The following is a 13,310-nucleotide window of genomic DNA, read 5'->3' as shown; positions in this document are numbered from 1 at the left end:
CCTAATCCAGAGGAATGGCAACGCTCAGGCTGGTGCCCTCGCCCGGTTCGCTTTCCAGGGTCATGCGGCCGCCCAGCATCAGCACCCGCTCACGCATGCCAACCAGGCCGAACGACGAAGGCCGACGTTGCTCCAGGACAAATCCCATACCATCGTCAATCACCGTCAGCTGCAGGGCCTGGCCATTGAGGCTCAGGCTGATCTGCACAGTATGCGCCTGGGCATGGCGCATGACATTAGTCAGCGCCTCCTGCAGGATGCGGAACAGGCCAATGGCCTTGGCATCACTCAAGGGTGGCAGATTCTCCGGCACCTGCACCAGGCAGGGGATCTGCGTACGCGCTTCAAAACGCCTGGCCTGCCACTCGATGGCCGAAGCGATGCCGGCATCGAGGATCGGCGGGCGCAGGGCGGTGGCCACATCACGCACCAGCTGGAACAGCTGGGCGATCAGGCGCTTCATGCTGCCCAGGCGCTCGTTGAGACCGGGATCCAGTTCGGCATAGGCCAGTTCACACATCGAGGTTTCCAGCTTCAGCACCGTGAGCATCTGCCCCAACTCGTCGTGCACTTCCCGGGCGATACGGGCCTTTTCTTCCTCTCGCACGCTTTCCAGGTGCGCCGACAGTTCGCGCAGTTGCTCCTGGGAGCGCGCCAGCTCAAGTTCAACGCGCTTGCTCTGGCTGATATCCCAGACCACTCCGTCCCAGACCACCCGGCCATCCGCCAGGGTGCGGGTACTGGCCTTGATGTCGGCCCAGCGCTGTTCGCCCTGACGGGTCAGGATCCGCCCCTGCCACGACCAGTCGCTGTCACTGGCCAGGGCCAGGTCCTGGACCCGGTGATAGTCGGCGCGGTCATCCGGGTGCACCAGGTTGCGCAGGCCCATGTCCGGGTGCTGGAGCGCGGCCGGCGTGTAGCCCACCAAAGCTTCACTGCCTTCACTGATATAGGGGAACTCCAGCTCGCCTTCAGCCGGGTTGCGTTCGAGGCGAAACACCAACCCCGGTACGTTGCCGGCGATGCCCTTGAGCCGCGCCTCGCTCTCGCGCAAGGCTGCCAACGCACGCCGGCGCTCGGTGACATCGGCGAGAAACACCACCAGGTACTCGGCATCGCGAAAACGCAGGAAGCTTAGCGACACATCCACCGGCAACAGGCTGCCATCGGCACGCAGGCACCGGGTTTCAAAGTGCTGTGGCGCCTCATCGCTGGCCCGGGCGCGTTTCCACAGGTCGAGCCAGCGGTCCATGTGCAGGTTCGGCTCGAAATCGATCAACGGCCGGTCGATCAGAGCCCCCGAGGCGTAGCCGAGCATGCTCTCGGCGGCCCGATTGGCGTAGCGCACATGGCTGTCCCAGTTGACCCAGAGGATCCCCACCGTGCTCTGATCGATGGAAAACTGGCTCAGGCGCAAGGCTTCTTCACGGGCCTGGCGCTGGGCCAGGGTGTCGCGGGTGGCCAGCAGGCTGTGTTCGAGCTGATGCAGTTGTCGGCGCTGCCAGAGAACTATGGCCACGCAGCTCAACAGCAGCGCCGCCAGCAGCAGGCCGAGGTTCTGCCAGAAGCCCGGGGATTCGCTGAGCCGTGGATACTTCGGCTCCAGCCAGCGTTGGTGCAATTGCTCCAGGTCCTTGGCTGGAATGGCCTGCAGGCCGCGCTCAAGAATTTTGGCCAGCTCGGGCCAGTCCCGCCGCGAGCCAACCCTCAACAACTGCGGCAAGCCGATATCACCGACCACCACCAGCTCACTGAACTCGCTTTCCCGCGACAGGCGGCTCAATTGCGCCTCATCCACCACGGCAAAGCGTGCTTGTTCGCTGAGCACCAACTGCAAGGCCTGGCGCTCCTGAGGCACACCTTGCAGGTTGAGATTGCTATAGGTGGCACGCAGATAATCGGCCACGGTGCTGGGCATGCGCACGGCGACCCGGTCGGTGCTGGCCAGCTTTTCCAGATCAACCGCCACCGCGCCGGTACGCGGCCCGACGATCAGTTGCGGCACGCGCATGTAAGGGTCGCTGAACAACCACAGGCGCAAGCTGGCAGGGGTCTGGGTCAGGCCCGGAGCAAGATCGACTTCGCCAGCCAGCAACGCATGCTCCAGTGCCGCCTGGTCAGGAAAGTTGCGCCAGGTGAGGTCTAGTCCCAATGAGCGGCCGAGCCAGTTCATCAGCTCGACGTTGACCCCATAGAGCTGCTGCAGGCGCCGGTCGAACTGGGCGAAGGGTGCTTGCAACACCAGCCCGACCCGCAGGCTGCGATGCTGCTCAAGCCACTGCTGCTGTGCAGGCTCCAGCACAACCTGCGCAGGCGCGGCAGCCGAAGCCGCCCACGTGATCAAGGGCAGGCAAAAACAGCCGATAAGCAACAGGCAGCGCACACGCTTCATCTGCACTCTCATCAAGGGTAGGACGGCCACCGAGCATGGCCGTCCCGAGTAAATACTATTAGGCTGCCGGTATTAATCTGGCCTGGATCGATCCATGTTCGCACTTTATCGCACGACGCTGCCGGCGTTATGCCTGTCACTGATACTACCTTGTACCGCACAAGCGGCAGCTGGCGAAACGCCAGGAGCTGCTGCCGACAGCAAACCTGCCGCTGTCGAACGCCAACCGCTGGCCGAACGCAGCCTGGAAGATGCCCAGGCCCTGGAGCGCCAGGTGCCTCAGGCTGAACAGCAAACCCTGCAGGCCGGCGGCGACAACTTCCTGGCCCTGTGGAAACCGGCCAACACCGCCGAGCCTGAAGGCGCCCTGATCATTCTTGCCGGTGCCGGCGAAAATGCCGACTGGCCGAAAACCGTCGGCCCATTGCGGCGCAAGTTTCCCGATGCCGGTTGGCACAGCCTGAGCCTGGCCCAGCCGGACCTGCTGGCCAACAGCCCGCAAGCACGCATCGAAGTCGCACCGGCGCCAGCCAAAAAGGCCGAGCAAGGCGAAAGCGCACCAGTCAAGGACACTCCAGCCAACGCCAACGCCAGTATCGAACAGGCCACGGCAGCGGAAAGCGACAACAACGAAAGCATCGAGCAGGCAAAAGCCCCGGTTGAGGATGACAAGGCCGATGCCGAACGTATCTTCGCCCGCCTCGACGCTGCCGTCGCCTATGCCCAACAGCAGAATGCCCGCAGCATTGTCCTGCTCGGCAACGGCAGCGGCGCCTACTGGGCCGCCCGCTACCTGAGCGAGCGGCAACCGGCGCAGGTACAAAAGCTGGTGATGGTCGCCGCCCAGACGCCGACCCAGGCCGAACAAGGCCTGGACAGCCTGGCGCCGACCCTGAAAGTGCCCACCGCGGACTTTTTCTACGCCACCCAGCCCCAGGCCAAGCGCGCAGCCGAGCAACGCCTGCAAGCCAGTAAACGCTTGAAGGATGCCAACTACCGCCAGGTCAGCCTGACCGCCATGCCAGGTAACAGCGCGGCGGAACAGGAACAGCTGTTCCGCCGCATCCGTGGCTGGCTGAGCCCGGAAAAGCTCGACTAAAAGCCGCGGCGTTTGCGAATGACGGCGTAGGCCTGATGCAGTTCGCGGGTACGTTCGGTGGCCTCGCGGACCTGCGAAGGGCTGGCGCCATTGCCCACCAGTTTGTCCGGGTGATGGCGACTGAGCAGTCGCCGATAGGCCTGCTTGATCTGCCCGGCTTCGGTGTCTGCGCTGACCCCGAGCACGCGCAAGGCCTGCGGATACCCCAGGGTGCCATCGGCCACTGCCGCCTTCTGCGGTTCATACTCCAGCGCCAGGGCCTTGACCTTGGCTGACGACCAGCCGAGGGCCTGGCCCCACTCCAGCAGCAACTCACGCTCATGCCGACCGGCCTGGCCATCGGCCCAGACCATGCGCCAGCAAGCGCGCAACATGCCTTCGGCGGCATGCGGCTGTTGCTTCAGGCGCCGCAGATGAACGCCCAGGCGTTCCTTGCCGCTTTTGCCGCGATTGAACGCAGCAATGGCGCGGCGCCTGGCCGGCTCGCTCATCTCCAGGCGTTGCATTTCCACCCGCGCCTGCTGGATATGCCCGTCGACCACCCGCCCATCACTCTTGGCCAGGCGCCCGAGCAGGACGAACAGCACTTCATCGTCGCGTAGCACCGGTCGCCCGCCCAGGCGTTCACGCACATGCGCCCAACTGTGTAACTGCAAACGGCGGTCCATCGCCTGGCCCAGCAACGCCCCCAGCAACGCCCCGGGAATACTGGCGATGGCAAAGCCTGCTCCGGCACCTATCACTGTGCTCGGCCACAACATGTCAGCGGCGCTCGGCGAGCAGTCGCTCGACTTCGGCCAGACGTTCAAGGGTGCCGACATCCACCCAGTGCCCGCTGTAATGCTCACCACTGACCTGCCCGTCCGCCATTGCCTGACGCAGCAATGGCGCCAGTTTGAAGCCGCCCCCCTGGCAGTCGGCGAACAGTTGCGGGGCCAGCACGGCGATACCGCTGTAGGTCAGGGTGTCGGCATCGGCATTGCCGTCACTGACCTGACCATGCTGCAGACGAAAATCGCCCTTGCCGTGGTGGCCGGGGTTATCCACCAGCACCAGGTGGGCCAGCCCGCTCGGCGCTTGTGGCAAGCGCTTGAAGTCGTAGTCGGTCCAGATATCACCGTTGACCAGCACAAAGGGTTCATCACCCAGCAATGGCAGGGCCTTGAAGATGCCGCCGCCGGTCTCCAGCGGTTCGCCTTCCGGCGAGTAACGGATGCTCAGGCCCCAGCGCGAACCATCGCCCAGGTGATCTTCGATCTGCTGTCCCAGCCAGGCGTGGTTGATCACCACGTCCTTGAAACCGGCAGCCGCCAGCGCACGCAGGTGGTATTCGATCAGCGGCATGCCGGCCACCGACACCAGCGGCTTTGGCGTGTGCAGGGTCAGCGGGCGCATCCGCTCGCCCTTGCCCGCAGCGAGAATCATCGCCTTCATGGACGCACTCCGGCAGCGGCCTGCAGGCTCTCGATCAATTCATCGAGCTCGGCCAGTTCCGGGCGGCGGGCGATCACTTCATCTATATAAGCAAAGAAACGCGGCACATCGGTCAGGTAACGCGGCTTGCCGTCGCGGTGGCAGATGCGGGCGAAAATACCGATGACCTTGAGGTGACGCTGCACCCCCATCAGGTCGCTGGCGCGGTGGAAGTCCTCGAAATCGCCCTGCACCGGGATGCCCTTGGCCTGGGCGCGTTGCCAGTAATCCTTCAGCCAGCCCTGCACCCGCGCTTGTGGCCAGCTCAGGAAGGCGTCCTTGAACAGGCAGGTGACGTCATAGGTCACCGGCCCGTACACCGCATCCTGGAAATCCAGCACGCCGGGGTTCGGCTCGCTGTCCATCAGGTTGCGTGGCATATAGTCGCGGTGCACCAGCACCTTCGGCTGGGCCAGCGCGCTGTCGATCAGCAGGCTGCTGATGCGCTGCCAGGCCGCCAGTTGTGCGTCGGTGAAGCCCAGGCCCAGCTCGCGGCCCACATACCATTCGGGGAACAACTCAAGCTCGCGACGCAGCAACGCCACATCGTAGCTTGGCAACGGCGCGTCCAAAGGCAACTGCTGGAAGGCCAGCAGCGCGTCGATGGCGCCGTTGAACAGGCCATCGGCATTCTCGGCGTTGATCACATCGAGGTAGGTCTGGGTGCCGAGGTCGCTGAGCAGCAGGAAGCCGCGCTCAAGGTCCTGGGCATGAATGACCGGAACATTGATGCTGGCAGTGGCCAGCAAGTGGGCGATATCAACGAATGGCCGGCAGTTTTCCTGCGGCGGTGGCGCATCCATGACGATAAAGCTGTGGCCTGCGGCCTGCCAGCGGAAGTAGCGGCGAAAGCTCGCGTCGCTGCTGGCAGCGGTCAGGCTACCCGCGGGAACCGTGCCCCAGCCCTGTTTGTGGAACAGGTTTGCCAGCTGCTCGGCGAGCCAGACATTCAGGTGTTGCAAGCGTACATCGTGATCGGGCATTACAAGGGTCTCCGACGGCCCTAGCCGTCAAGCGGGTCATGCTTTATTATCCAGCATCTTTTTCAGACCATCGAGAGGCGTGCGGCCCCACACGCGGGCAGATGGCACGCAGGAAGCCCGGACTAATAAGATGGCATTGAAATCCCCCGCGTTTCGTAAAAAATTCCCGTTGCTGGTCACCGGCGGTTTGCTGGCGATGCAACCTCTGGCCACCCCATACGTGGTCGCCGCAGAGCAGTTCGACTGCCAAGTGTCTGCTGCCGGAGGCTGGGACTGCAAGCCCAAAACCCCTGCCGCCGCACTGCCGCCACGCCCGGTGCATGCCGGTGCCGCTGCCAGCTCGTCCGGTGAAACGCCAGCCGCCCCCGGCGAGGTCGCCCAGCAGCAGGGTCAAGGTCCGGTGCTGGTCACCGAGGCCAAAGGTCGCGCGCTGAAATCCCGCAGCCCCGATGCCAGTCACCTGGACTGGGTGCCGCGCGACCAGCTGACCCCGGCCCAGCTCGCCGAAACCGGGCCTTACTGCGCCGGCGCCTACATCGAGCCGACGCGTCCGGGCATGAACGACACCACGCCGAAAGACGAGTCGCCGACCTTCATCGGTGCCAAGGTCTCGCGCTACCAGCAGGAACAGCAGATCGCCACCCTCGCCGGTGACGTGGTCATGCGCCAGGGCAGCATGCAGGTCGAAGCCGACGAGGCCAACCTGTATCAGGCCGAGAACCGTGGTGAGCTGAGCGGCAACGTGAAGATTCGCGACAACGGCTCGCTGGTGGTGGGCGATCACGCCGACATCCAGCTCGACACCGGTGAAGCCAAGGTCGACAACGCCGAATACGTGATGCACAAATCGCGCATCCGCGGCAGCGCCCTGTACGCCAAGCGTGCTGAGAACGCCATCATTCGCCTCAAGGATGGTACCTACACCACCTGTGAGCCGAACAGCAACGCCTGGCAGCTCAAGGGCAACAACATCACCCTGAACCCGGCCACCGGTTTTGGTACTGCGACCAACGTCACCCTGCGGGTCAAGGATGTCCCGGTGTTCTACACACCGTACATCTACTTCCCGATTGATGACCGTCGCCAGTCCGGCTTCCTGCCGCCGTCGTTCAGCACCAGCAGCGACACCGGCTTCATGCTGGTCACGCCGTACTACTTCAACCTGGCGCCAAACTACGACGCCACCTTGTATCCACGCTACATGGCCAAGCGCGGCCTGTTGATGGAAGGCGAGTTCCGCTACCTGACCAAGTCCAGCGAAGGGCAGTTTGGTGGTGCTTACCTGAATGACAAGGAAGATGAGCGCAAGCTGCAGTCCGACTACAAGGATCAGCGCTGGATGGTCAACTGGCAGCACAAGGGTGGCCTCGACGAGCGCCTGATGACTGAAGTCGATTACACCGACATCAGCGACCCGTATTACTTCCAGGATCTGGAGTCGGACCAGATTGGCGTTGAGAGCCGGGACTTCATCAACCAGCAAGGTGCCCTCACCTATCGTGGTGACGACTACACTGCCCGCTTGAACGTCCAGGGCTACAAACTGGCGACCATTACCCAGATCACGCCCTACGACCGGTTGCCGCAGATTACCTTCAACGGCATGCTGCCTTACCATCCGAGCGGGCTGAACTTCGCCTACAACACCGAATTTGTCAGGTTCGATCGCGACCTGCGCAGAGGCAGTTTCGTAGACGAAAATGGTCTGTCCTCACCGTGGTACGACACCAACGTACAAGGTTTGGCCCGTGCCAACGGCGATCGTATCAATATCGCCCCTGAAGTCAGCCTGCCGATGGAGTGGACCTATGGTTTCCTGAAACCATCGATCAAGTACGTCTACACCAACTACAACCTGGACCTGGATCAGCAAGGCAAAAACACGCTGCTGGCCGGCGAAACTTTCAAAAGTACCCAGAACCGCGACGTGCCGATTTTCAGCGTCGACAGTGGCCTGTACTTTGATCGCAACACCCAGTGGTTCGGCAAGAACTATCGCCAGACCCTGGAGCCACGCCTGTATTACCTGAATGTGCCTTACAAGGATCAATCCGATATTCCGGTATTCGACACCAGCGAAAGCACCTTCAACTACTCGTCGCTGTTCCGTGACAACCGCTTCTCCGGTTCGGACCGCATTGGTGACGAAAACAAACTCTCGCTCGGCGTAACCAACCGCTGGATCGAAGAGAATGGCTTCGAACGCCAGCGTTTCAGTATCGGCCAGGCGCTGTACTTCAAGGACCGCAAGGTCCAGTTGCCGGGCATCGACTACCGTACGCGTGACGACGCGCTTTCCGACGTCTCGCCGTATGCCCTCGAGTACGAGTATCGCTTCAACCGCGACTGGCGCTTCAACTCCGACTTCAACTGGGATCCGGATAGCCGCAGCACCCGTTCGGGCAGCGCGATGTTCCATTACCAGCCTGAAGACAATGTCAACAAAGTAGTCAACCTGGGCTACCGCTATCGCAATGACCAGGTGCGCTACGACCAGAGCACCGGCCGCTGGCAGATTGGCGGTGACTATGGCACCCCTGGCAGCCCGAACTACGTCAAGGACTACTACAAGATCCAGCAACATGACTTCTCGGTCATGTGGCCAATCGTGCCGCAGTGGACGGCGATCGCCCGCTGGCAGCACGACTACAACCGCAACCGCACCCTGGAAGCCTTCGGTGGTTTCGAATACGACAACTGTTGCTGGAAGCTGCGCCTGATCAACCGTTACTGGGTTGATTACGACGAGTTCAGCCAGGATGCACCGCAAAACGAAAAAGGCGACCACGGCGTCTTCCTGCAGATTGTGCTGAAAGGCCTCGGCGGCGTAGTGGGCAATAAGGTCGAGTCTTTCCTCGACAAGGGCATTCAAGGTTATCGTACTCGTGAAGACCAAGCTTACTGATTGTCTGCGCCCGCTGTTGCTGGGCGCGGTATTGCTGACCGGCACGGCGCACGCCGCCGTGCAACCCCTGGACAGCGTTGTGGCCATCGTCGACAACGACGTGGTGATGAAAAGCCAGCTGGACAGCCGCGTGCGTGAAGTCCAGCAGACCATCGCCAAGCGTGGTGGCTCCGTGCCGCCCGCCGGCGTGCTGGACCAGCAGGTGCTCGAGCGCCTGATCGTCGAAAACCTGCAATTGCAGATCGGCGATCGCTCGGGTATCCGCATCACCGACGAAGAGCTGAACCAGGCCATCGGCACCATTGCCCAGCGCAATGGCATGAACCTGGAGCAGTTCCGCGCCGCCCTGGCTCATGATGGCCTGTCGTACGAAGATGCCCGCGAGCAGGTTCGTCGCGAGATGATCATCAGCCGCGTACGTCAGCGCCGGGTTGCCGAACGCATCCAGGTCTCGGAGCAGGAAGTGAAGAACTTCCTCGCCTCGGAGCAGGGCCAGATGCAACTGTCGGAAGAATGGCGACTGGCCAACATCCTGATCCCGACGCCGGAAAGTGCCAACTCCGCGCAGATCCAGGCGGCGGCCCAGAAGGCCGGCGAGCTGTACACGCGCCTGAAGAGCGGCGCCGACTTCGGCCAGATGGCAATCGCCAACTCTGCCAGCGAAAACGCCCTGGAAGGCGGCGAAATGGGCTGGCGTAAAGCCGGTCAGCTACCGCCTGACTTCGCCAAGTTGCTCAGCAGTCTAGACGTCGGCGACATTACTCAGCCGCTTCGTATTCCTACCGGTTTCATCATCATCAAGATGCAGGAAAAACGTGGCGGCGGCGGAGCCACCATGCGCGACGAAGTGCATGTCCGTCACATCCTGATCAAGCCAAGCGAAATCCGTAGCGAAGCAGCCACTCAGCAACTGGCCGAGAAACTCTACGAACGCATCAAGGACGGCGAAGATTTCGCTGAACTTGCGAAGAGCTTCTCCGAAGACCCGGGCTCGGCCCTCAATGGCGGCGACCTCAACTGGATCGACCCGAGCGCCCTGGTGCCGGAGTTCCGCGAAGTCATGGCCAGCGCCCCGCAAGGCGAAGTGAGCAAGCCGTTCAAGACCCAGTATGGCTGGCACGTGCTCGAAGTGCTGGGCCGCCGCGCCACCGACAGCACCGAACAGGCTCGCGAGCAACAAGCGATGAACGTACTGCGTAACCGCAAGTACGATGAAGAGCTGCAGACCTGGCTGCGTCAGATCCGTGACGAAGCCTACGTCGAAATCAAGCTTCCTGGCGCCGATCAGGCCGCGCAGTGAAACCTCAGCGCTTCGCCCTCACACCCGGCGAGCCGGCCGGCATAGGTCCTGACCTGTGCCTGCTGCTTGCCACGCAAGCCCAGCCGCACCCCCTGATTGCCATTACCAGCCGTGACCTGCTCGCCGAGCGGGCCGCGCTGCTGGGCGTGGCCGTCACCCTGCTGCCAGTCAGCCTCGCGGCCCTCCCCGACCAGCCCGCGCCGGCGGGCAGCCTGTATGTCTGGGATACGCCGCTGCAGAGTCCGGTGGTGGCCGGCCAGCTGGACAAGGCCAACGCCGCGTTCGTGCTGCAAACCCTGACCCGCGCCGGGCAAGGCTGCCTGGACGGGCATTTCGCCGGGATGATCACCGCGCCGGTGCATAAAGGTGTAATCAACGAAAGCGGCATCGCCTTCTCCGGCCATACCGAATTCCTCGCCGACCTGACCGGCACCGCGCAAGTGGTGATGATGCTGGCCACCCGTGGCCTGCGCGTGGCCCTGGTGACCACTCACCTGCCCCTGCGCGATGTTGCCGATGCCATCACCAGCGAGCGCCTGGAGCGTGTCACGCGGATCCTGCATGCCGACCTGCAGCACAAGTTCGGTATTGCCAACCCGCGCATCCTGGTCTGCGGCCTCAACCCGCACGCCGGCGAAGGTGGCCACCTGGGCCACGAAGAAATAGACACCATCGAACCGACATTGGCGCGCCTGCGCAGCGAAGGCATGGACCTTCGCGGCCCGTTGCCCGCCGACACCCTGTTTACCCCCAAATATCTGGAGCACTGCGATGCAGTGCTGGCGATGTACCACGACCAAGGCCTGCCCGTGCTCAAGTACAAAGGCTTCGGCGCTGCGGTCAACGTGACCCTGGGCCTGCCGATCATCCGCACCTCGGTCGACCACGGCACTGCCCTGGACCTGGCTGGCAGCGGCAAGATCGACACCGGCAGCCTGCAGGTCGCCCTGGAAACCGCCTACCAGATGGCCGAGACCCGAAAATGACCGAGCAATACCAACACAAGGCGCGCAAGCGCTTTGGCCAGAACTTCCTGCATGACGCCGGGGTCATCGACCGCATTCTGCGCTCGATCCACGCCAAGACCGGCGAGCGCATGCTGGAAATCGGCCCGGGCCAGGGCGCCCTGACCTCCGGCCTGCTGGCCAGCGGCGCGCAGCTGGACGTGGTCGAGCTGGACAAGGACCTGGTGCCGATCCTCAACCAGCAGTTCGCTGGCCGCGACAACTTCCGCCTGCACCAGGGCGATGCGCTGAAATTCGACTTCACCACCCTCGGTGCTGCCCCCCACAGCCTGCGCGTGGTCGGCAACCTGCCGTACAACATCTCCACGCCGCTGATCTTCCACCTGCTGGCCAACGCCGAACTGATCCGCGACATGCACTTCATGCTGCAGAAAGAAGTGGTCGAGCGCCTGGCCGCAGGCCCTGGCGGTGGTGACTGGGGCCGCCTGTCGATCATGGTGCAGTACCACTGCCGGGTCGAGCACCTGTTCAACGTCGGTCCAGGCGCGTTCAATCCGCCACCCAAGGTCGACTCGGCGATCGTGCGCCTGGTACCGCACGAAACCCTGCCGTTCCCGGCCAAGGACCATCGCCTGCTCGAGCGCATCGTACGCGAAGCCTTCAACCAGCGCCGCAAGACCCTACGCAACACCCTCAAGGCCCTGCTCAGCAGCGACGCCATCGAGGCTGCCGGCGTCGATGGCAGCCTGCGTCCGGAGCAACTCGACCTGGCCGCCTTCGTGCGCCTGGCCGACAAGCTGGCCGAGCAACAGGGCGCCGCGTAACTTGCCCCAATGGCCAGTCATGCCCGCATGACTGGCCGGCTACCCCGCCGATAGCCTAGACTGACGCCATCGCCGTATCCGCGTCTGTTGCCAAGGCCCCTTGCATGTCTGATCCCCGTTACCAGATCGACGTCAGCGTCGTGACCCGCTTTCTCAAAGAACAATCCGACCCCGAAAACGACCGTTTCGCCTTCGCCTATACCATCACGGTGAAGAACAACGGCACCGTGCCGGCCAAGTTGATGTCACGCCACTGGCTGATCACCAACGGTGATGGCCACGTTGAGGAGGTCAAGGGCGCTGGCGTCATCGGCCAGCAGCCGCTGATCGAGCCCGGGCAAAGCCATACCTACAGCAGCGGCGCAGTGATCAGCACCAAGGTCGGCACCATGCAGGGCAGTTACCAGATGTTCGCTGAAGACGGTAAGCGCTTCGACGCCGTCATCGCCCCCTTTCGTCTGGCGGTTCCCGGGGCCCTGCACTGATGGCGGTGTACGCAGTCGGAGACTTGCAAGGCTGCCTGCAGCCACTCAAATGCCTGCTCGAACGGGTCGCCTTCAACCCGACAGTCGATCGCCTGTGGCTGGTCGGCGACCTGGTCAATCGCGGCCCGGAGTCGCTGGAGACCCTGCGCTTCCTTTATTCGATCCGCCAATCGCTGGTGTGCGTGCTGGGCAACCATGACCTGCACCTGCTGGCCGCCTGGCATAACATCGAGCGCCTGAAAAAGAGCGACACCCTGCGCGAGATCCTCGATGCCCCGGATGCCGCCGAACTGCTCGACTGGCTGCGCCGGCAAAAGCTGCTGCACTACGACGAGCAACGCGGCGTGGTACTGGTGCACGCTGGCATCCCGCCGCAGTGGACCCTGGGCAAAGCCCTGGATCTGGCGGGCGAAGTGGAGGAAGCGCTGCGCGACGACAACCGCTTCAAGCTCTACCTTGATGGCATGTACGGCAACGAGCCGAACAAGTGGAGCAAGGACCTGAGCGGCGTCACCCGCCTGCGGGTGATCACCAACTATTTCACCCGCATGCGCTTTTGCACCAGCGAAGGCAAGCTCGACCTCAAAGGCAAGGAAGGCGCCGATACTGCCCCGCCCGGGTACAAGCCCTGGTTCGCCCACAAAGGCCGTCGCTCACGGCATGTGAAGATCATTTTCGGCCACTGGGCGGCCCTTGAAGGCCGCTGCAAGGAACCCGGGGTGATTGCCTTGGACACCGGCTGCGTCTGGGGTGGCGCCATGACCCTGTACAATGTCGACACCGGCGCCATGCATCGCTGCGACTGCACCGACGAAGGTACCCCGCGAGCGCAGCCTGCGCCTGCACAACCGGCTAGAATGAACGACCAGTCCTGAAGGAAACCG

Annotated in this window: 11 protein-coding genes; 7 read left to right on the top strand and 4 right to left on the bottom strand. The window is 63.2% G+C overall.

All coding sequences use genetic code 11. The features are described from left to right. Nucleotide 1: 1 nt before the first annotated feature. Complete coding sequence (locus tag NLX68_RS03065; RefSeq protein ID WP_254282622.1) at nt 2-2,392, bottom strand: transporter substrate-binding domain-containing protein; 2,391 nt, start codon at nt 2,390-2,392, stop codon at nt 2-4. Nucleotides 2,393-2,486: 94 nt separating this feature from the next. Here NLX68_RS03065 and NLX68_RS03060 point away from each other — a divergent pair, with 94 nt between their 5' ends. Beyond that, nucleotides 2,487-3,491, top strand: coding sequence for an alpha/beta hydrolase family protein (locus NLX68_RS03060; protein ID WP_254282621.1), 1,005 nt, complete (start codon nt 2,487-2,489; stop codon nt 3,489-3,491). Here NLX68_RS03060 and NLX68_RS03055 read toward each other — a convergent pair. From NLX68_RS03055 to NLX68_RS03045, 3 genes are read right to left on the bottom strand one after another with little or no spacing between them, the layout of a single operon-like run. Then, nucleotides 3,488-4,252, bottom strand: a complete 765-nt coding sequence (locus NLX68_RS03055) for a DnaJ domain-containing protein (protein WP_036995058.1) — start codon at nt 4,250-4,252, stop codon at nt 3,488-3,490. The genes NLX68_RS03060 and NLX68_RS03055 overlap by 4 nt on opposite strands. Nucleotide 4,253: 1 nt before the next feature. After that, on the bottom strand, nt 4,254-4,925 hold the full coding sequence (gene murU / locus NLX68_RS03050; protein WP_254282620.1) for an N-acetylmuramate alpha-1-phosphate uridylyltransferase MurU: 672 nt from the start codon (nt 4,923-4,925) through the stop codon (nt 4,254-4,256). Then, nucleotides 4,922-5,947 carry an aminoglycoside phosphotransferase family protein gene (locus NLX68_RS03045; protein ID WP_254282619.1) on the bottom strand — a complete coding sequence of 342 codons (1,026 nt, stop codon included), beginning with the start codon at nt 5,945-5,947 and terminating at the stop codon, nt 4,922-4,924. Before NLX68_RS03045 ends, murU begins: the two co-directional genes overlap by 4 nt. Before the next feature lie 130 nt (nt 5,948-6,077). On the opposite strand from NLX68_RS03045, the gene lptD reads away from it, so the two are divergent. The 6 genes from lptD to NLX68_RS03015 all read left to right on the top strand — a co-directional run bounded on the left by lptD (nt 6,078) and on the right by NLX68_RS03015 (nt 13,301). After that, on the top strand, nt 6,078-8,852 hold the full coding sequence (gene lptD / locus NLX68_RS03040) for an LPS-assembly protein LptD (protein WP_254282618.1): 2,775 nt from the start codon (nt 6,078-6,080) through the stop codon (nt 8,850-8,852). Further along, nucleotides 8,833-10,152 (top strand): peptidylprolyl isomerase SurA, encoded by a 1,320-nt coding sequence (gene surA, locus NLX68_RS03035; RefSeq protein WP_254282617.1) that lies wholly within the window; start codon nt 8,833-8,835, stop codon nt 10,150-10,152. Before lptD ends, surA begins: the two co-directional genes overlap by 20 nt. Continuing rightward, the gene (gene pdxA / locus NLX68_RS03030; RefSeq protein WP_010221447.1) at nt 10,149-11,138 is read left to right on the top strand and encodes a 4-hydroxythreonine-4-phosphate dehydrogenase PdxA; all 990 of its coding nucleotides are present in this window, start codon (nt 10,149-10,151) and stop codon (nt 11,136-11,138) included. The genes surA and pdxA overlap by 4 nt, the downstream gene beginning before the upstream one ends. Further along, nucleotides 11,135-11,941, top strand: a complete 807-nt coding sequence (rsmA, locus tag NLX68_RS03025) for a 16S rRNA (adenine(1518)-N(6)/adenine(1519)-N(6))-dimethyltransferase RsmA (RefSeq protein WP_254282616.1) — start codon at nt 11,135-11,137, stop codon at nt 11,939-11,941. Before pdxA ends, rsmA begins: the two co-directional genes overlap by 4 nt. Nucleotides 11,942-12,045: 104 nt before the next feature. Next, nucleotides 12,046-12,426: a Co2+/Mg2+ efflux protein ApaG gene (gene apaG / locus NLX68_RS03020; RefSeq protein WP_100783177.1), complete on the top strand. Its 381-nt coding sequence runs from the start codon at nt 12,046-12,048 to the stop codon at nt 12,424-12,426. Beyond that, on the top strand, nt 12,426-13,301 hold the full coding sequence (locus NLX68_RS03015) for a symmetrical bis(5'-nucleosyl)-tetraphosphatase (RefSeq protein WP_254282615.1): 876 nt from the start codon (nt 12,426-12,428) through the stop codon (nt 13,299-13,301). The genes apaG and NLX68_RS03015 overlap by 1 nt, the downstream gene beginning before the upstream one ends. Nucleotides 13,302-13,310: the final 9 nt, after the last annotated feature.

The sequence above is a fragment of the Pseudomonas sp. SBB6 genome, assembly GCF_024213215.1.
Classification (GTDB): Bacteria; Pseudomonadota; Gammaproteobacteria; order Pseudomonadales; family Pseudomonadaceae; genus Aquipseudomonas; species Aquipseudomonas donghuensis.
This window is presented reverse-complemented; position numbering and strand designations above follow the sequence as displayed.